The sequence below is a fragment of the Amycolatopsis australiensis genome (genome assembly GCF_900119165.1).
Taxonomy (GTDB): Bacteria; Actinomycetota; Actinomycetes; order Mycobacteriales; family Pseudonocardiaceae; genus Amycolatopsis; species Amycolatopsis australiensis.
The window spans coordinates 5,678,780-5,698,090 of record NZ_FPJG01000006.1; the positions used below are offsets into that span (position 1 = coordinate 5,678,780).

Sequence of the window (19,311 nt, forward strand, 5' to 3'; positions counted from 1 at the left end):
GCGGCCGGCCCGCCGCGCACCCGCCGGGCGCACCGGCGTGCCTCCGGCGACCGCGGAGCCCGGCCCACCCGCCGCCGTCCCGATGACCGGCCGCCGCGGCTCCCACTCCTCGGGACGGGCCGCGAAACCCCGCCCTTTCGGCGCGATGCGGCCGCCCTCGTGGTGAGGCAGGATCGTGCTGTGACCATCGAACAGGCCGCGGCACGGCCGGGCCCCGCCTTTCCCGGGCACGAGGCCCGCGTCGACGCCCTGCGGCGGCAGCTCACCTCCCTCAGCGGGGAAACCACCGTCCGGCTCGCGAAACGGACGTCCAACCTCTTCCGCTCCCGGGCCGCCACCAAACACCCCGGACTGGACGTTTCCGGCTTCACCCACGTCCTGCGCGTCGACCCCGGCAGCCGTACCGCCGACGTCGAAGGCATGGTCACCTACGAGCAGCTCGTCGACGCCACGCTGCCGCACGGCCTGATGCCGCTCGTCGTCCCGCAGCTGAAGACCATCACCCTCGGCGGCGCGGTCACCGGCCTCGGCATCGAGTCCTCCTCCTTCCGCAACGGCATGCCCCACGAATCGGTGCTCGAACTGGAAATCCTCACCGGGGACGGCCGGATCGTGCTCGCGCGGCCGGACAACGAGCACCGGGCCCTCTTCCACGGCTTCCCGAACTCCTACGGCACCCTCGGCTACGCCCTGCGCCTGAAGATCCTCCTCGAACCGGTCAAGCCGTTCGTCAAGCTGCGGCACGTCCGCCACCACGACCGCGCCGGCTACTTCCAGGCCCTCGAAGACGTCTGCGCGCAACGCGAACACGAGGGCGAGCAGGTCGACTTCGTCGACGGGACGATCTTCGGCCCCGACGAGCTCTACCTGACCCTCGCCACGTTCACCGACTCCGCGCCCGCCACCAGCGACTACACCTGGCTGGACATCTACTACCGCTCCATCCCGCGGCGCCGGACCGATCACCTCACCGTCCGGGACTACCTCTGGCGGTGGGACACCGACTGGTTCTGGTGCTCGCGCGCGTTCGGCGTCCAGCACCGGCTGCCGCGGCTGCTGCTCGGGCGCCGGCTGCTGCGGTCTTCGGTGTACTGGAAGGCCGTCGCGCTCGACCGGCGGTTCAAGATCGCCGAGCGGCTGCTCAAGCTGCGCCGGCTGCCGCCGGAGGAGACGATCGTGCAGGACATCGAGGTGCCCGTCGGCCGCGCCGCCGAGTTCCTCGAGTTCTTCGAACGGGAAATCCCGATCAGTCCCGTGTGGATCTGCCCGCTGAAGCAACGGCCCGGTGGCGTCCGCTGGCCCCTGTACGAGCTCGATCCCGACCGGCTGTACGTCAACTTCGGGTTCTGGTCGGCCGTGCCGCTCGACCCGGGTGAGCGCGACGGCGTGCACAACCGGATGATCGAAGCCGAGGTCACCCGGCTGGGCGGGCACAAGTCGCTCTATTCGGACAGCTTCTACACCGAAGACGAGTTCTGGCGGCTCTACAACGGCCCGGCCTACCGCGAGCTGAAACAGAACTACGACCCGGCCGGGCGGCTGCTCGGCCTCTACGAGAAATGTGTCCGCCGCCGGTGAAAGGAACGAACGTGACCCAGGTCGGCGCCGTCTTCGAACGGCTACTCGGCCCCCGCGCCGCCGTGTCGATCACCGCCTACGACGGCAGCCGCAGCGGCCCCGCCGACGCCCCGGTCGCCATCCGGGTGCGCTCCCCGCTGGCCCTGGACTACCTCATGTCCTCCCCCGGCGACCTCGGCCTCGCCCGCGCGTACGTCGCCGGGGCGCTGGACGTCGAAGGCGACCTCTACACGGCCCTGCGCGCGCTGTCGACGCAGGTCGACCAGCTCTCCCCGGCCGACCGGCTGTGGCTGCTGCGCAAGCTCGGCCCGCGCCACCTGCGGGTCGTCCGGCCGCCGGCCGAGGAGCACCCGAGCCGGTTCCGGCGCGGGCTGACCGCGCTGCGGCACTCCAAGAGCCGCGACAGCGAAGCCATCGCCAGCCACTACGACGTGTCCAACCGGTTCTACGAGCTGGTCCTCGGCCCGTCGATGGCCTACACGTGCGCGGTGTTCCCCCGCGAAGGGGCGTCGCTCGAAGAGGCGCAGGAGCACAAGTTCGACCTGGTCTGCCGCAAGCTCGGCCTGCGGCCCGGGATGCGGCTGCTCGACGTCGGCTGCGGCTGGGGCGGCATGGTCGCGCACGCCGTGCGCCACTACGGCGTCACGGCGCTCGGCGTCACGCTCTCCCGCGAGCAGGCCCAGTGGGCGCAGAAGCACATTGTCGCGCTCGGCCTGGCCGACCGCGCCGAGATCCGCCACCTCGACTACCGGGACGTCACCGAAACCGGGTTCGACGCGATCTCCTCGATCGGCCTGACCGAGCACATCGGCGCCCGCAACGTGCCGGGGTACTTCCGGTTCCTCGCCGGCAAGCTCAAGGCGCACGGGCGGCTGCTCAACCACTGCATCACCAACCCGGACACCAGCGTCGCGCACCGCTCACGCGGGTTCATCGACCGCTACGTCTTCCCGGACGGCGAGCTCGAAGCGCCCGGTGAGCTCGTCACGGCCATGCACGACGCCGGGCTGGAGGTGCGGCACGAGGAGAACCTCCGCGAGCACTACGCGCTGACCCTGGCCGGGTGGTGCGCGAACCTCGACGAGCACTGGGACGAGGCGGTCCGCGAGGCCGGCGCCGGCCGCAGCCGCGTCTGGGCGCTGTACCTGGCGGCCTGCCGGCTGGCCTTCGAACGGCGCGAGATCGAGCTGCACCAGATCCTCGGCGTGCGCACCGACAGCGAGGGCGGGATGGGCATGCCGCTGCGCCCCGATTGGGGAGTTTGACACCGGGCGCGCCCCGCGCGGGCGCGGATGCGAGGATAGTGGGGAGACCAGGGTGTCCGAACGGGACGTCCAGGCTCACTACAAAGAGTAGGTATTGGTATGGCTCAGGGCAGTGTCAAGTGGTTCAACGGTGAAAAGGGCTTCGGCTTCATCGCCCAGGACGGCGGGGGTCCGGACGTGTTCGTCCACTACTCCGAGATCCAGGGCAACGGCTTCAAGTCCCTCGACGAGGGCCAGCGCGTGGAGTTCGAGATCGGCCAGGGCCAGAAGGGCCCGCAGGCCCAGCGCGTCAGCGTCATCTGAGCCACGAGACACCCGAAGGCCCTCGCCCCGCACCCGGGGCGGGGGCCTTTCTCGTCCGGTCTTCCCCTCGCCCACACTGCGCGTTCACAACGATCCGGTAACCTGGGAGAGGTCGAGAGCACCTCAGTACGCCGGCGGCCGGCCGGCCCCACTCCCGACCCGTGGCCGTCCGGGGCCGATCGTCGACAGGAGCGGCGACCTCCCCGGCCACCCGCAGACCTGCTGACCGCCGGGTGTCCCGCTCCCCGGCCCCGCGCGAGGCCCCGTCCCGCGCACCGAGAACTTCGAAACGAGTACCGCATGACAGCCTCCGTGAAGGCTTCCCGACCTGCCCCCAAACCCGTGCTGGAGGGCAGGCAGACCCTCCCCGAGCTCATCACCATCCGCACGTTCCTGCTGGTCCCGTTCCTCGCGCTGGCCGCGGCCGTCCCGTTCTTCTGGGGCTGGGGCGTCAGCTGGCTCGACCTCACCATCGGCGGCGCGTTCTTCGTCCTGTCGACCTTGGGCATCACCGTCGGCTACCACCGCTACTTCACGCACGGCGCCTTCCGCGCGAAGCGGGCGCTGCGGATCGCGCTCGCCATCGCGGGCGGTCTCGCGGCGCAGGGCCCGGTGATCGGCTGGGTCGCCGACCACCGCCGCCACCACGCCTTCTCCGACCGCGAGGGCGATCCGCACTCGCCGTGGCTGTTCGGCACGTCCGCGGTCGCGCTGGCCCGCGGCTTCTGGCACGCCCACATGGGCTGGCTGTTCGGCCGCGACAAGACCAACGTCGACCGGTTCGCCCCCGACCTGGCCGCCGACCGCGACATGCGGGTCGTCGACCGGCTCTTCCCGCTGTGGGTCGCGGTGAGCCTGCTGCTCCCGCCGCTGCTCGGCGGCCTGATCACGCTGTCGTGGTGGGGCGCGCTGACCGCGTTCCTCTGGGCCGGCCTGGCGCGGATCTCCTTCCAGCACCACGTCACGTGGTCGGTGAACTCGATCTGCCACATGATCGGCGAACGGCCGTTCGCCAGCCGTGACCGCTCGGCCAACTTCTGGCCGCTGGCGCTGCTGTCGATGGGCGAGTCCTGGCACAACACCCACCACGCGGACCCGACGTCGGCCCGCCACGGCGTGCTGCGCGGCCAGATCGACGTCTCCGCCCGGGTGATCTGGGCGTTCGAGAAGCTCGGCTGGGCGTGGAACGTCCGGTGGCCGACCGCCAAGCGGCTGGCCACGCTCGCCCGGTGACCCGGTGGACACCGTCGCGCTGACCTTCGACGACGGCCCGTACCCCGGGACGACGTCCGCGCTGCTCGCCGCCCTCGGCGAGGCGAAGGCGACGTTCTTCCTCTGGGGCGAGCACGCCGAAGCGCACCCATCGCTGGTCCGCGGCATCGCCGCGGCCGGGCACGTGATCGGCAACCACAGCTGGACGCACCCCCGGCTCACCGCGCTCGACGCCGACGCCCGCGACCAGGAGGTCCGGCGTACGCAGGACCTCCTGGCGCGGCTGACCGGCACGCGCCCGGCGCTGTTCCGGCCGCCCTACGGCGACACGGACGCGGCGGTCGCGGACACGCTGACCGGACACGGCCTCACCGAGGTGCTGTGGACCGTCGACACCCGCGACTGGGACGGCGCGACCGCGGACGAGATCGTCACCGCGGCCTCCGCGGTGTCGCCGGGCGGCGTCGTGCTGATGCACGAGGGCCGCCCGGCGACGGTCGAAGCAGTCCCGCGCATCCTCGCCGGGCTCGCCGCCCGCGGGTTGCGTCCCGGGCCGGTCAGGGGTTGATGCGGAAGTACGCCGGCTTCGGGTGCAGGTTCTCGTCGAACAAGCACGCCGCGCCCTCGCCCGGGAACACGCCCGGGACCCACGAGTGCCGGTCGGTGAAGCCCCACGTCGTGAACTCGACGCACCGCCGGAACGCCATGCAGCCGTCCCACAACCGGCCGAAGTAGCTCGCCTGCGTGTCCAGCTTGGCCGCGTCGGGCGGGGTCGGGATGCGGACGTCCGCCTCGGTGATCGCGACGTCCACCCCGAGCTTCGTCAGCCGGGCCAGGTTTTCGCGGTACTCCGCGGGGAAGCCGTACTGGATCGACAGGTGCGCCTGGATGCCGACGCCGCCGATCGGGACGCCCTCCCGCCGCAGCGTCTTCACCAGGTCGTACACCGCGTCGCTCTTCGGGTTGATCCCTTCGATGTTGTAGTCGTTGATGTAGAGCGTCGCCGCCGGGTCGGCCGCGTGCGCCCAGCGGAAGACGTCGGCGACGAAGCCGTCGCCGAGCTTCTGCCGGAAGACCGTGTCACGCCGCGTGCCGTCCTCGTTGAAGATCTCGTTGACGACGTCCCAGGCGCGGACCTTTCCCTTGTAGCGCTTGACCTCCGTCATGACGTGGTCGCGCAGCACCCGCCGCAGCTCGCCGGCCGGCAGCGCGGCCACCCAGTCCGGCAGCTGTGAGTGCCAGACCAGCGTGTGGCCGCGGACGGTCTTGTGGTGTTCCTGGGCGTAGCGCACGATCGCGTCGGCGCCCGACCAGTCGAACTGCCCGCGCACCGGCTCGACCGTGCCCCATTTCATCTCGTTCTCGGGCGTCACGTTGTCGAATTCCCGCGTCAGCACGGCCCGGTAATCGGGTTCGTTCGCCAGGTATGACGCCGCCACCGCGCTGCCGACGTAACGGTCGGTGATGTCTTTCAGCGGAACCGATGCCGACGCGGCAGGCGCCTGCCAAACCGTCACGCCCGCGAGGGCCGTCATCGCCACGAGGACGCGTTTCACCGCAATTGCTCGCACTGTCTCTTCCCTTCGTTTTCCGAAAGTTTCGAAGCGTGTCAAACCGGGTTTCGATGACTTAGAATCTCCTCCATGACAACGAAGTCCGAGGATCTCGAGCCTGCCGCGTCCCGGGTCACCATCGCCCGGATCGCCGCCGAGACCGGAGTTTCCGTGCCGACCGTTTCGAAAGTGCTGAACGGCCGTCCCGACGTCGCCGAAAGCACCCGTGCCCGCGTGGAAGCGGTCATCGGGAAATACGGCTACCGCCGCCGTGCCGATGAACGTTCCCGCCGTTCCCGGCTGCTGGAGCTGATGTTCCACGAACTGGAAAGCACGTGGGCCCTCGAAATCATCAGGGGCGTCGAGTACGTCGCCCGCGAAAACGGAATGGCGGTCGTGCTCGCGGAATCGTCGGGCCGCCACACGCCGGGGCAGAGCTGGCTGGAAAGCGTGCTCGCCCGGCGGCCGGTCGGGATCGTCTCGGTGTGCTCCGACTTCACCGGCGGTCAGCTGGCGAAGCTGCGGGCCCGCGACATCCCGCTCGTGGTCGTCGACCCGGCCGGGCAGCCGGGACCGGAGACGCCCTCGATCGGGGCCACGAACTGGCAGGGCGGGCTGACCGCGACCCGGCACCTGATCGAGCTGGGGCACCGGCGGATCGCGATGATCGGCGGGCCGGAGGGGGTGCTGTGCAGCCGCGCCCGCATCGACGGCTACCGCACGGCGCTGGAGACGGCGGGCCTGGCGTTCGACCCGGCCCTGGTGCGCCGCGGCGACTTCCACGTCCGGTCCGGCTACCGCGAGCTGGCTTCATTGCTGACCCTCCCCGACCGCCCGACAGCGGTGTTCGCCGGCAGCGACCTGCAGGCCTTGGGCGTGTACGAGGCCGCGCGCGACGCGGGTCTGCGCATCCCGGACGACCTTTCGGTGGTGGGTTTCGACGACCTGCCGGTGGCCCGCTGGCTGACCCCGGAGCTGACGACGATCCGCCAGCCGCTGCAGGAAATGGCGGCGGCGGGAGCGAGGCTGGCGATCTCGCTGGCGCGGGGAACGCACCCGGAGAGCCATCGGCTGGAGCTGGCGACCAGCCTGGTGGTCCGCCACAGCACGGCGGCCCCGGCGCACCGCGGCCACGTGGCGCTGGCGAGGTAGCTCACCGCCGACCGCCCCGGCGGGCGATCGCGGACTTCCGGGCGCCGAAACTGTCGGTGCCCACCGGTAGAGTGGAAAACGGGGGGCGCCCCCGGCGGGCGGGTGCTCGGCCGGGCTTTCCGGCCCTCGCGACCTCAGGCCGCGTGCCGCTGCCCCGCGAACCCCACCGGACCGGGCCGACCCCCGCCGGCCGGTCGCGCCCGGCCCCTCCGGGCTCATCCCGGCCACCGCAGGCTCTCCGGCGGCCCGAAGTAGCTCGGCCGCAGGCCGCCGGTGTCCACCACCAGCTTCTGCACCACCACCGCCGGGTCCACCATCCAGACCTTCAGCACGTGCCCGCCCGGCGTGGCGATCTCGTGCCTCGTCGCCGTCAGGTTCACGTTGTCCGATGTCGTGCGCTCCCACTGGCGGTTCATCGTCGTGTCATCCGCGCCCGTGGCCTTGTTGATGTTCACCACCTGCGGTGGCGCGTCGTCGAACGCCACCGCGTACCGCAGGCCGTCGCCCTGCAGCACGTTGTTGCGCGGGGACGAATACGCCCACACCGTCACCGGTCCCGTCGTGAACAACGTCAGCCGGTACTCCAGGCGGGGTCCCGTGCCCGGTGCCCGGCTCGCCGCCGTCACCGGGAACGGCGTCATGCCCGCTCCCGTCCGGCCCAGGTCCGGGATGCGCCGCCACGAAACCGGGCCCGCGCCGAAGTTCGCGCTGCAGTGCTCGGCCTCCATCGACACGTACCCGCCCGCCTCGACGAACCCGCCGGCCGGCAGTCCCGGGTTGCGCACCACCGCGTCCACCACCACCGACTCCCCCGCGCCCGACACCGTGATCGGGACGGTCGTTGTCCCGCGGGGCGCCCTGGCCCAGTCGATCCGCACGGTCATCCGCAGCTCCTCCTCCACCCGGCCGCCGCGCGGCTCGACCAGCACCCACGGCGCACCGGCGGAAACGGTGCAGCGGAACGGCGCCCGGCCGCGGTTGAACACGTCGACGTACTGCGGCGGCGCGCTCTGGTACGGGCTGAACTCCGGCAGCACCGGGCGTCCCGGCGCACCGGGCCACGCCTCCGGCGACCCGTCCACGGCCACGCCCAGCGCCGCTGCCGGAGGCAGGTCGATCCGCCGCACCGCCGGGAAGATGACGTCCGGCAGCGCGACGTTGTCCTTCTCCGGCTGCTGCCACGGCGCGTTCGGGCCGTAGCGGGCGACGTCGCCGTAGTCGATGTGCGGCTGGGTCTGGAACCCGTTCCACTTGCCGCCCGCGATGCCGGTGTTGTACTTCTCCGCCAGCGCGAGGTCGTCGGCGAACCGCGCCTCGGTGACGGCCGCGAGCGCGTTCGCCGACGCGCGCCCCTGCGCCGCGTAGAGCAGGTTCGTGAACTCGGCCCGCCGCAACGCGTACAGGTTCGCCGACGCCTGCACCTCGTACCGCACCAGCTCGTAGAACGCGTCTCGCCACGCCGCGGGCAGCCGGGCCGAGATCTTCGACGCCCGCGCCGCGAGGTCCTGCCACTCGTCGGTGACCCGGTCCAGCTCGCGGTAGTTGACGAGGCTGAACGGCGTCATCTGGTCGTCGTAGACGATGGTGCCGTCCGGCTGCAGGGTGATCCGCCGGTTCAGCAGCTCCGGCTTCCGGCGCGACTGCAGCCGCCCGTAGTCGTGCAGCACCCCGGCGACGTCCGACGCCAGTGCCGGGCCGAAGTTTTCCCCGGCGAACTGACGCTCCCACGTGGACAGCCGCTCGGCCGGCCACGCCGCCGGGTCCCAGGCGTAGTCGAGGAAGAACTGCAGCGGGAGCTCGTTGCCTTTCATGTCGCCGACGTTCGCCACCCACAGCCGGTCGTTGCCGTACGCGATCGCCTGGTGCAGCTGCTCCCACGTGTTCGCGATCAGCGCCGTGTCGACCCACTTGTAGTTGCGGCCGCCGCCGACGTAGTCGAAGTGGTAGTACAGCCCGTACCCGCCGGGCCGCGGCGGCAGGGACAGGTCCGGGTGCTTGCGGATGTTGCCCCAGTTGTCGTCGGTGAACACGACGATGACGTCGTCCGGCGGGCGCAGGCCCTGGGCCCAGTAGCGCTGGACCTCCTTGTACAGCGTCCACACCTGCGGGACGCCGGTGCTCAGTTCGCGGCCCAGGATGTCCCGTTCGGTCGCCAGGATCTCGCGCATCAGCTCGATGCCGTCACCGTCGGGGAGGCTGACGTCGCCGTTGCCGCGCATGCCCAGCGTGACGACGCCTTCGAAGCCCTCCCGGGCCATCCGGCGGATCCCGTCGGTCCAGTAGGCCTTGATCGCCTCGCCGTTGCGGCGGAAGCTCCACTCCCCCGTGCCGCCGTACGGGTCGTGGCCCGGCGTCGTGATGGTGCCCGAGGCGTCGCGGACCGCGGGCACGGCGTGCCGGTTCCACTCCTCGATGCCGCGCATCATCGGCGCCTCGTGCGAGGTGCCCATGACGATCCCGTACTCCTTCGCCGTGGCGTGGTTGAGCGGGTCGTCCTCGGCGAAGGCGCGGCCCCAGACCGCCGGCCACAGGTAGTTGGCGCGCAGCCGCAGCATGGTCTCGAAGACCTTGGCGTAGAAGAGGTGGTTGAAGCCGTTCGGGTAGCCGGGTGCCTGGCCCGGCCCGAAGTACGCGGGCGCCCACGTGCCGAGCGCCGGGTTCTCGTCGTTGACGAAGAAGCCGCGGTACTTCACGTGCGGAGTGCCGAGGCTGAACCGCTCGCCCGGCAGGTGCAGCTCGGCCTGCCGCCGCGGCGGGACGTCGGCCCACCAGTACCACGGCGAGACGCCGATGCGCCGCGAAACCTCGTAGACGCCGTAGATCACGCCGCGCTGGTCGCTGCCGGTGAGCACCAGCCGGCCGTCGACGACCTGGCTCAGCGACGTCTCCCACTGCCCCGCGATCCCCCGCACGTCGAGCCGCCCGGCCGCGACCAGGTCGTCGACCAGCGGGCTGTGGCCGAGGGTGCCGATCAGCACCACCGGTCCGCGCGGCGGGACGACGTCCGTGACCGCCGGGCGGATCCCGGTGACGCGTTCGACGTCGGCGGCCAGGTCGCCGGCGACCCGGCGCACCCCCGGCAGGTCGTCCGGGCTCACGACGAGCGTGGCGGCCGCTCCCCCGGCCACCAGCGGGAACCCGGTCCCGGCCGCGGCGAGGCCCGCCCCGGCGACGGACCCGGCGCCGGCCAGGGCGAGCAGCTGGAGGAAGGCACGACGGTGTACCTCGGATGGCACGGCAGACCTCCTGAGTCAGCCCTTCACGGATCCGGTCAGCCCGCCGACGATGCGCCGTTCGGCCAGCACGAAGAAGCCGAGCGCCGGGATCATCGACAACGCGGTGAACGCGAGCACGCGGGCGGTGTCCTGCGAGAACTGGGACTGGAACATCGCGACGCCGAGCGGGAGCGTGAAGTGCGCGGAGTCGTTGAACACCAGCAGCGGCAGCAGGTAGGCGTTCCAGCTGGTGACGAAGGCGAGCACGGCGACCGTGGTCAGCGCGGGCGCCGACAGCGGCAGCAGGATCCGCCAGAAGAACCCGAGCCTGCCGGCGCCATCGAGCACGGCGGCGTCTTCGATCTCGCCCGGGATGGCGTGCATGAACGGGCGGAGGATGACGATGGTCACCGGCAGCGAGAACGCCGCCTCCGGGATCGCCACGCCCCAGAAGCTCTCCAGCATGCCCAGCTGGCGCAGCCACAGGTACAGCGGCAGCGTCGCCACGGTGAGCGGGAACAGCAGGCCGAGCGTGAACAGGGTGTACAAGCCTTCGCGGCCCTTGAACTGGTAGCGGGACAGCGCGTACCCGGCCATCGAGCCCAGGCCGACGGCGACCGCGGTCGCGATCACGGCGATCAGCGCGCTGTTGCCGAGGAACGTCCAGAACGCGCTCGAGCCCAGCACCGAGGCGTAGTTGTCGGTCACCCACGGCCCCGGCAGGCCGGCCGGGTCGGAGTTGATCTGCGCGTTGGTGCGGAAACCACCGAGGACGACGAACAGCAGCGGCACGACGGTCACGCCGAGCACGACGATCGCCGCCAGGTACCCCACCGACAGGCCGAACCTGCGCGGACGCATCAGCCCACCATCCTCGTCAGGGCGCCCTGGGTGTCCCGGCGCAGCGCGAACCGCTGGTACAGCAGGGCGAACAGGAAGCAGATGACGAACAGGATCACCGCGACCGCGGAGCCGAACCCGAACTCGTAGCGCTTGAAGCCGTGGTCGACCAGGTAGGTCGCCATCGTCGTCGACGCGTTCGCCGGCCCGCCGAGGGTCATGATCCACACGACGTCGAACAGCTGCAGCGACCCGATCACCGACAGGAAGATCCAGATCCGGATGGTCGGCCCGAGCAGCGGCAGCACGACGTGCCGGGTGGTCTGCCAGGCCGAGGCGCCGTCGAGCGCCGCGGCTTCGCGCAGCTCGGCGGGCACGCCTTGCAGGCCGGCGAGCAGCAGGATGATGCCGAAGCCGATGTACTTCCAGGTGACCACCGCGAACAGCGTGTAGAGCACGATGCCGGGGTCGGCCAGCCACTGGTGGACCAGGCCGCCGAGCCCGGCGCCCTTGAGCACCCGGTCGGCGAACCCGTTGGGCTGCAGCATGAGCACCCAGATCACCGCGGTGATCGCCTCGGAGAGCACGTACGGCGCGAACACCAGCGCACGCAGCACCGCGCGGCCCCGCAGCTTCCGGTTGAGCAGCATCGCCAGCCCGATCGACAACGGCAGCTGCACCACGATCGACAGCCCCGCGATGATCAGGTTGTGCACGATGGCGCCCTGGAACACCGAGCCGGAGAAGGCGTCGGCGTAGTTGTCGAAGCCGACGAAGTCGTCGAGCGGGCCGAAGCCGTTCCACTTGAACATGCTGTAGAACGCGGCGATCCCGATCGGCACCAGGACGAACCCGGCGAACAGCAGCAGGGCCGGCCCGAGCAGCAGGGCCAGTTCGAGCCGCTTGCCGAGGCCGGAGCGCTTCGCCCGGGGTCCCGCCGCCGGTGCGGACGGCCGCGCCGCCGTCCGCACCGGCGTCGTCGCCGTGGTCACTTGTTGCCCGCCGCGGCCTGGTTGACGGCGTTCACGATGCCTTCGGGGGTGCCCTGGCCGGCGAACATGTTGGCCACCGCGTCGTTCAGCGCGGCGCCGACCGCGGTCGGGAACGCCCGGTCGAAGTACATCTGCAGGTAGGGCGCCTTCGTGCCGTAGTCGTAGACCTCGCGGAGCGTGTCGGTCTTCAGCGACTTCGCGGCGACCGTGTTGACGGGCAGGCCCGCCCCCTGCGCGGCGAGCTGCGTCTGCACCGGCTCGCTGCCGAGGTACTGCAGGAAGTCCGCGCACGCCTTCGACGCGCGGGTGGTGCAGGCGAAGCCGTCGCCGCCGCCGAGCACCGCGTTCGGGTCACCCTGACCGCCCGCGACCGACGGGAACGGGAACCAGCCGACCTTCGAGTCCAGGTCCTTGTCCTCGGTCAGCGACGACATCGTGCCGGGCTCCCAGTCGCCCTGCAGTTCCATCGCCGCCCTGCCGTTGGCGACCAGGCCGGCCGAGCTGCCCGCGCCCTGCTGGGCGGGCGTGCCGGCGAACCCGGTCTGGAACGGCTGCGTGGCGAGGAAGTTCTTGAGGTCTTGCCCGGCCTTCGTCCAGCACGGGTCTTCGAGCTTGACCGCCTTCACCGACTGCTTGAGCACGTCGGCGGAGCACTCGCGGACGGCGAAGTAGTTGAAGTAGAAGGCATCCGGCCAGCGGTCCTTGCCGCCGACGGAGATCGGCGCGATGCCGGCCGCCTTGAGCTTGGTGACCGCGGCGTTGAGGTCGTCGAGCGTCTTCGGCGGCGCGGTGATCCCCGCCTGCTGGAACAGGTCCTTGCGGTACCAGAAGCCGACGAAGTGCTGCTCGAACGGCACGCCGTACTGCTTGCCGTCGACCTGCCAGTTCTGGGCGAACTTGCCGGCCGAGGAGATCCACGGCTTCGTCGCGTCGGTGATGTCGGCGACCTTGCCGGAGGTGATCTGCGAAGCGAGGTCGCCCGCACCCCAGGACTGGTAGATGTCCGGGGGCTCGGCCGACTGCAGGGCGAGCGGGACCTTCGTGTTGAAGTCCTCGTTCTGCAGCGGCTGCGCCTTGATCGTGACGTCGGGGTGCGCCTGGTGGTAGTCGGCGACGACCTTCTCCCAGATCGACTTGATCGGGTCGGTGGTGCCGTTGTGCCACCAGGTGAGGGTGACCGGCCCGCTGGGCTGCGCGGGCGTGTCGCTTCCCCCGCCGCACGCCGAGAGGGCGAGCGGGACGACGGCCGCGAGTGCGGCGAGAACGGGGATCCGGCGGTTGACAGACATCGTGGGTCCACTCCTGACGACTTCGGCCGAGTTGGACGGGGCGCGACTGCGCCCGGGTTGGCGAAGAGTCTGCTCCCGGGCAAAACCGATGTCAATCGTTGTCGATAACGTTTTACATGGCTAGTCTGAGCCGATGCAGCCCAGTTCCAGGGTGACCATCCGTGACGTCGCGGCCCGTGCCGGCGTCTCGGTGGCCACGGTGTCCAAAGTGATCAACGAGCGCTACGGCGTCTCCGCCGCGACGCTCGCGAAGGTCCGTGCGGTGATCGAAGAACTCGGGTACGAGGCGAGCCTCGTCGCGCAGAGCCTGAGAAACCACCGGACCAACGTGATCGGGATCCTGGTCGCCGACCTCGAACCGTTCTCCACCGAGCTGCTCAAGGGCGCCGCCGACGCCATCCGCGGCAGCGGGTTCGAGCTCGTCGTCTACTCGGCGGGCGGGCGGACCGGGGACCCGCAGGGCTGGGAGAAACGCTACCTGTCGCGGCTGTCCGGGACCCTGGTCGACGGCGCCGTGCTCGTCACGCCCGCCGTTTCGCTGGAAGCCGTGCCGGGCACGCCGGTCGTCGCGGTCGACCCGCACACCGGGCCGTCGCACCTGCCCACCATCGACTCGGACAACCTGCGCGGCGCACAGCTGGCCACCGAGCACCTGCTGGAGCTGGGGCACCGGCGGATCGCGTTCCTGGCCGGCCGTCCCGATCTGGAATCGGCGTCCCTGCGCAAAGCCGGCTACCTGCGGGCCCTCGAGGCCGCCGGCGTGCCTGCCGACGAGAGCCTGATCCGGATCGGCGCCTACGACCCGGAAATCTCGGCGGCCTCGGCGCACGCGCTGCTGACCGGGCCGGACCGGCCGACCGCGGTGTTCGCCGCGAACGACATCTCGGCCATCGCGACCGTCGGCGCGGCGCGCGAGCTCGGCCTTTCGGTGCCCGGCGACCTTTCCGTGGTGGGCTTCGACAACGTCCCCGAGTCCGCGCTCTGCAGCCCGCCACTGACCACAGTGGACCAGCCGATCCGCGAGATGGGCCACCGGGCGATCAGCATGCTCATCGCGCTGATCAACGGCGACGAGGTCGAGCGCACCCACGTCACCCTCGACACCGGCCTGGTGGTGCGGCACTCGACCCGCGCCCTCTCCTGATCCCCCCTGACATCCGGACCCCCGGAAAGACTTCCGACGAAAGGGCGGAAAGCCTTGACCACGCAGCCTTCCACCTCACCCGAACCGTGGCGCGACCCCACCGCCGACGCGGGCGAGCGCGTGCGCGCCCTGATGGCGCGGATGACCCTGCGCGAGAAGCTCGCGCAGCTCTACGGCATCTGGGTGGGCATCGACTCCGCCGGCGAGGTCGCCCCGCACCAGCACGACTTCGACGACCCGGCGGTCGACTTCGACGACCTGGTCCGCCACGGCATCGGCCAGCTGACCCGCGTCTTCGGCACCCGGCCGGTCGACCCGCTGATCGGCGCGCACAGCCTCGCGCGCACGCAGCGGCAGATCGTCTCCAGCGGCCGGTTCGGGATTCCGGCCGTCGTGCACGAAGAATGCCTCACCGGCCTGGCCGCCTGGCAGGCGACCATCTACCCGGCGCCGCTGTCCTGGGGCGCGACGTTCGACCCGGACCTGGTGCGCCGGATGGCCGAGCGGATCGGCCGGACGATGCGCGGGCTGGGCGTGCACCAGGGCCTGGCGCCGGTCCTCGACGTCGCCCGCGACCTGCGCTGGGGCCGTGTCGAGGAGACCATCGGCGAGGACCCGTACCTGGTCGGCACGATCGGCAGCGCCTACGTCGCCGGCCTGGAGTCGGCCGGCATCGTCGCCACGCTCAAGCACTTCGTCGGCTACTCGGCCTCGCGCGCCGGCCGCAACCTGGCGCCGGTTTCGGCCGGGCCGCGGGAGGTCGCGGACGTCCTGCTCCCGCCGTTCGAGCTGGCGCTGCGGGCAGGCGCCCGGTCGGTGATGAGCGCCTACAACGACACCGACGGCGTCCCGGCGGCCGCCGACGCGGCACTGCTGACGGACCTGCTGCGCGACACCTACGGCTTCACCGGCACGGTCGTCGCCGACTACTTCGGCGTGGCGTTCCTGCACCGCCTGCACCACGTCGCGGCCGACCGCGGCGACGCGGCCGGGCAGGCGCTGACCGCGGGCGTCGACGTCGAGCTGCCCACCATGGACTGCTACGGCGAGCCCCTGCTCGCCGCGGTGGAAGGGGGCGCGGTCGACGCCGCCGCCGTCGACCGCGCCCTCGAACGGGTGCTGCGGCAGAAGTGCGAGCTGGGCCTGCTCGACGCGGACTGGGCGCCGGAGGTGCCCGAAGAGATCGACCTGGACGACGCCGATTCGCGCGCACTGGCCCGGGAAGTGGCCGAAGAGTCCATCGTGCTGCTGCACAACGACGGCACGCTGCCGCTGTCGCCCGGGGCGAAGATCGCCGTGGTCGGGCCACGCGCGGACACGCCCGGCGCCATGCTCGGCTGCTACTCGTTCCCGCTGCACGTCGGCGTCCACCACCCGGACGTCCCGTTCGGCGTCGAGGTGCCGACGGTGGTCGAGGCGCTGCGGTCGTCCTTCGACGTCACGTACGCGCTGGGCTGCCCGGTCACCGGCGGTGACGACGACGGGATCGCCGAAGCCGTGGCGGCGTGCGCGGACGCGTCGGTGTGCGTGGCCGTGCTGGGCGACCGGGCCGGGCTGTTCGGCGGCGGGACGTCCGGCGAAGGCTGCGACGCGCCGGACCTGCGGCTGCCCGGGCGCCAGGAGGAGCTGCTCGAAGCGCTGCTGGCCACCGGCAAGCCGGTCGTCGTGGTCCTGCTTTCGGGACGGCCGTACGAGCTGTCGCGGCAGATCGACCGGCTGGCCGCGGTGGTGTGCGGGTTCTACCCGGGCGAGGAGGGCGCCCCGGCGCTGGCGGGTGTCCTCAGTGGACGGATCAACCCGTCCGGACGGCTGCCGGTGAGCTTCCCGGGGACCGGGGCGAGCCAGCCGTCGACGTACCTCGCGGCGCCGCTGGGCCGCCGCAGCGAGGTGAGCACGGTCGACCCCACGGCGCTGTTCCCCTTCGGGCACGGGCTGTCGTACGCGCCGGCGACCTGGGTCGACGTCAGCGCGACCGGCTCGCTGTGGCCGACCGACGGCGTGTGCCGGGTGCGGGTGACGCTGCGCAACGACCATGCCGTGGCGACCACCGAAGTGGTCCAGGTGTACCTGCACGACCCGGTGGCGGAGGTCGCGCGGCCCGAGCGCCAGCTGATCGCCGCCCGCCGGGTGCCGCTGGATCCCGGGGCGACCGTCGTGGTGGAGATCGGGTTGCACGCGGACCTGACGTCCTACACCGGCCGGGCGGGGCAGCGCGTGGTCGACCCCGGCGACGTCGAACTGCGGGTCGGGACGTCGAGCGAGCGGTTCGAGGCGACCCTGCACTGCACGCTGACCGGGCGGCGGCGGCACGTCGGCTTCGACCGGGTCCTCACCCCGGAGTTCGGGTCGTGAAACGCCCGTTCGCGGTCTTCTGCCTGGCCGTGCTGACCGCGCTGTTCGTCGGCGCGTCGGCACGGCCGCCCGCGGCGCACTGGGTGGCGACCTGGACGTCGATGCCGCAGCTGACCGAGCCGTCGAACATGCCGCCGGCGCCGTTCACCGGTACCGACCGAGTGCTGGACAACGCTTCGCTGCGCCAGACGGCGCACGTGACGGTGGGCGGGCCGCGGATCCGGCTGCGCTTCTCGAACGCCTTCGGCGGCGCGCCGCTGCCGCTCACCGCGGTCTCGGTGGCCCGCCCGGCCGGCGGCGCCGCCGGGGTCTCCGCGGTGGTCCCGGGCAGCGTCGTGCCGGTGACCTTCCACGGCAAGCCGTCGACGACGGTCCCGGCGGGCGCGCAGGTCGTGTCGGATCCGCTGCCGTTCGGAGTCCGGAAAGGCGAGAACATCACGGTGACGGCGTACCTGGCGCACGGCCAGGGTTCGCTCTCGATCACCTCGCACCCGGGCTCGCGCACGACGTCGTACCTGATCACGGGCAACCAGGTCGCCGCCCCGGACCTGCCCGGCGCGACCCCGGTCGACCACTGGTACTTCCTGAGTGGCATCGAGGTGCTGTCCCCGGCCTCGGCGGTCGTGGTGATCGGCGACTCCCTGTCGGACGGGCGGGGTTCGACGACGAACGGCAACGACCGCTGGCCGGACGTGCTCGCCGCGCGGCTGTCCTCGGCGGTGGTGAACGAGGCCGCGGGCGGCAACCGGGTGTTGCAGGATGGGCTCGGCCCGAACGTGCTGGCCCGCCTGGACCGCGACCTGCTGGCCACCAGCGGCGTCTCGTGGGCGATCGTGTTCGAGGGCGTCAACGACATCGGCACGGCGGCCCCGGCCGCGGCGGCGTCGACGGCGGCGGACCTGATCGACGGCTACGACCAGATCCTGACCCGCGCCCACGCGGCCGGGATCCAGGTCTACGGCGCGACGTTGACGCCGTTCGGCGGCAACACCGGCTACGACTCACCGGAGCGCGAAGCGGCCCGGGACGCGGTCAACGCCTGGATCCGCGGCGGCCACTTCGACGCGGTCCTGGACTTCGACCGCGTGGTCCGCGACCCCGCCGACCCGGCGCGCCTGCTCCCCGCCTACGACGTCGGCGATCACCTGCACCTCGATCCCGCCGGCTACCGGGCGCTGGGGCAGAGCATTCCGGCAAGCCTTTTCCGCGGCGAGTAGAAAAATGGCCACGAGCCGGAAAGTGGTCAACTCCTGGACATATTCCGAATAGCCGTCGCGAACCGCCGAACACGGCCGGGCCGTACCCCTATCATGTCGCCGTCTGCTTGTCCCCATCCGCAGTCGACGCTCCCGAAAAGGGGAACTGATGTCCGACGTCATGAACAGCATCTTCGGCCGCACCGAGAACGAAACGCCCAGTCCGGCGTACGCCGGAACCGGAACCGTCGAGGAGCCGGTGGCTTCGGAAGAAGCCGCCACTTCGGCGGAAGCCGAGGCCGAAGCCGAAGCGGCCCGCCCGGCGGCGGGCTCGCGCGGCAGCACGACGGTGGCCGACGGCGTGGTGTCCAAGATCGTCACCCGCGTGACCCGCCAAGCGGAAGGCGTGCACGAGCTCGACGAAGCGGGCACGTCGGTCGAGGTGGAAGGCGAGGTCGCGACGATCGCCGTCACGCTGGTGGTCGAGTTCGGCCGCGCGGTGAAAACGCTCGCCGAGCAGCTGCGCACGAACGTGATCGAGGCGGTCGAGGAACACCTGGGCCTGGAAGTGGCCACGGTGGACATCCACGTGGCGGACATCCACTTCCCGGACGCGGACTGACCACAGTGGACACGCGGCCCGGCCGGCCGCGTGTCCTCACCGGCACACGGCGTAGCGCAGGTGCAGCACGTCCCGGCCGGCCAGCCACCGGACGAGATCCAGCTCGACCGGTCCCCCGCCGCCGAACAACCGGCGGCCGGCACCGAGCAGCACCGGGACGACGTGAAGTTCCAGCTCGTCGAGCAAACCGGCCGTCAGCAACGACTGCGCGGCGCTCGCCCCGTGCACCATGACAGCGCGGCTTCCCGCGGCCGCACGGGCTTGTTCCACGCAGGCGACCACGTCGGTGAAGTACCGGACGCTCCCGGGCGGCGTGTCGTCGGGGTGGCGGGTGAGGACGTGGATCGGGACGCCGTCGTGGTGGTCGCCACCCCAGCGGCCGGCCAGCTCATAGGTCCGCCTGCCGGCGATCACGGCCCCGGTCGCCGACGCTTCGGCGTACACCTGCCCGCTGGGACCGTCGCCGAAGCGGTCGTCCAGCCAGGTGAAGAGCCGGCCACCTCCGCGGCCCAGTTCCTGGCCGCGCCGATCATCCGGCCCGGCCACGAAACCGTCGAGCGACATCGTCATGTAAAGCCTGATCGGTCCGGTCACGGCG

Annotated in this window: 16 protein-coding genes; 10 read left to right on the plus strand and 6 right to left on the minus strand. The window is 71.6% G+C overall.

Annotated elements, in window-relative coordinates; genetic code table 11:
- The first annotated feature begins 180 nt into the window (after positions 1 to 180).
- From BT341_RS27845 to BT341_RS27865, 5 genes are all read left to right on the plus strand, one after another.
- A complete protein-coding gene (locus BT341_RS27845) occupies positions 181 to 1,578 on the plus strand; it encodes an FAD-binding oxidoreductase (protein ID WP_072479089.1) in 1,398 nt (465 codons plus the stop codon).
- Positions 1,560 to 2,843, plus strand: a complete 1,284-nt coding sequence (locus tag BT341_RS27850; protein WP_177328906.1) for an SAM-dependent methyltransferase — start codon at positions 1,560 to 1,562, stop codon at positions 2,841 to 2,843. Before BT341_RS27845 ends, BT341_RS27850 begins: the two co-directional genes overlap by 19 nt.
- A 99-nt stretch (positions 2,844 to 2,942) precedes the next feature.
- The gene (locus BT341_RS27855; RefSeq protein ID WP_072479091.1) at positions 2,943 to 3,146 is read left to right on the plus strand and encodes a cold-shock protein; all 204 of its coding nucleotides are present in this window, start codon (positions 2,943 to 2,945) and stop codon (positions 3,144 to 3,146) included.
- 300 nt (positions 3,147 to 3,446) lie between these two features.
- Positions 3,447 to 4,379: an acyl-CoA desaturase gene (locus tag BT341_RS27860; RefSeq protein ID WP_072479092.1), complete on the plus strand. Its 933-nt coding sequence runs from the start codon at positions 3,447 to 3,449 to the stop codon at positions 4,377 to 4,379.
- Positions 4,380 to 4,383: 4 nt separating this feature from the next.
- Positions 4,384 to 4,926, plus strand: coding sequence for a polysaccharide deacetylase family protein (locus BT341_RS27865; RefSeq protein WP_072479093.1), 543 nt, complete (start codon positions 4,384 to 4,386; stop codon positions 4,924 to 4,926).
- Here the strand turns inward: BT341_RS27865 and BT341_RS27870 are convergent.
- Positions 4,916 to 5,914: an endo-1,4-beta-xylanase gene (locus tag BT341_RS27870; RefSeq protein WP_245805123.1), complete on the minus strand. Its 999-nt coding sequence runs from the start codon at positions 5,912 to 5,914 to the stop codon at positions 4,916 to 4,918. The two genes, BT341_RS27865 and BT341_RS27870, sit on opposite strands and share 11 nt — an antisense overlap.
- Positions 5,915 to 6,001: 87 nt before the next feature.
- On the opposite strand from BT341_RS27870, the gene BT341_RS27875 reads away from it, so the two are divergent.
- Positions 6,002 to 7,063, plus strand: coding sequence for a LacI family DNA-binding transcriptional regulator (locus BT341_RS27875; RefSeq protein WP_072479094.1), 1,062 nt, complete (start codon positions 6,002 to 6,004; stop codon positions 7,061 to 7,063).
- A gap of 215 nt (positions 7,064 to 7,278) precedes the next feature.
- On the opposite strand, the gene BT341_RS27880 is transcribed toward BT341_RS27875, so the two are convergent.
- The 4 genes from BT341_RS27880 to BT341_RS27895 are packed head-to-tail and all read right to left on the minus strand — an operon-like array spanning position 7,279 to position 13,399.
- Positions 7,279 to 10,299, minus strand: coding sequence for a glycosyl hydrolase 115 family protein (locus tag BT341_RS27880; RefSeq protein ID WP_072479095.1), 3,021 nt, complete (start codon positions 10,297 to 10,299; stop codon positions 7,279 to 7,281).
- Positions 10,300 to 10,314: 15 nt separating this feature from the next.
- Positions 10,315 to 11,139 (minus strand): carbohydrate ABC transporter permease, encoded by an 825-nt coding sequence (locus tag BT341_RS27885; protein WP_072479096.1) that lies wholly within the window; start codon positions 11,137 to 11,139, stop codon positions 10,315 to 10,317.
- The gene (locus tag BT341_RS27890; RefSeq protein WP_072479097.1) at positions 11,139 to 12,110 is read right to left on the minus strand and encodes a carbohydrate ABC transporter permease; all 972 of its coding nucleotides are present in this window, start codon (positions 12,108 to 12,110) and stop codon (positions 11,139 to 11,141) included. The genes BT341_RS27885 and BT341_RS27890 overlap by 1 nt, the downstream gene beginning before the upstream one ends.
- The gene (locus tag BT341_RS27895; protein WP_072479098.1) at positions 12,107 to 13,399 is read right to left on the minus strand and encodes an ABC transporter substrate-binding protein; all 1,293 of its coding nucleotides are present in this window, start codon (positions 13,397 to 13,399) and stop codon (positions 12,107 to 12,109) included. Before BT341_RS27895 ends, BT341_RS27890 begins: the two co-directional genes overlap by 4 nt.
- 133 nt (positions 13,400 to 13,532) lie before the next feature.
- On the opposite strand from BT341_RS27895, the gene BT341_RS27900 reads away from it, so the two are divergent.
- The 4 genes from BT341_RS27900 (at position 13,533) to BT341_RS43680 (ending at position 18,713) form a co-directional block, all read left to right on the plus strand.
- Positions 13,533 to 14,543: a LacI family DNA-binding transcriptional regulator gene (locus tag BT341_RS27900; RefSeq protein ID WP_245805124.1), complete on the plus strand. Its 1,011-nt coding sequence runs from the start codon at positions 13,533 to 13,535 to the stop codon at positions 14,541 to 14,543.
- A 54-nt stretch (positions 14,544 to 14,597) separates the two neighbouring features.
- Positions 14,598 to 16,895, plus strand: a complete 2,298-nt coding sequence (locus BT341_RS27905) for a beta-xylosidase/alpha-l-arabinosidase (protein ID WP_072479100.1) — start codon at positions 14,598 to 14,600, stop codon at positions 16,893 to 16,895.
- A complete protein-coding gene (locus tag BT341_RS27910; protein ID WP_072479101.1) occupies positions 16,892 to 18,112 on the plus strand; it encodes an SGNH/GDSL hydrolase family protein in 1,221 nt (406 codons plus the stop codon). The genes BT341_RS27905 and BT341_RS27910 overlap by 4 nt, the downstream gene beginning before the upstream one ends.
- A gap of 148 nt (positions 18,113 to 18,260) precedes the next feature.
- Positions 18,261 to 18,713, plus strand: coding sequence for an Asp23/Gls24 family envelope stress response protein (locus BT341_RS43680; protein ID WP_084743011.1), 453 nt, complete (start codon positions 18,261 to 18,263; stop codon positions 18,711 to 18,713).
- Between the two features lie 36 nt (positions 18,714 to 18,749).
- On the opposite strand, the gene BT341_RS27920 is transcribed toward BT341_RS43680, so the two are convergent.
- Entirely contained in the window at positions 18,750 to 19,307 is a 558-nt protein-coding gene (locus tag BT341_RS27920) for a dihydrofolate reductase family protein (protein WP_143168658.1), read from the minus strand.
- Positions 19,308 to 19,311 lie beyond the last annotated feature (4 nt).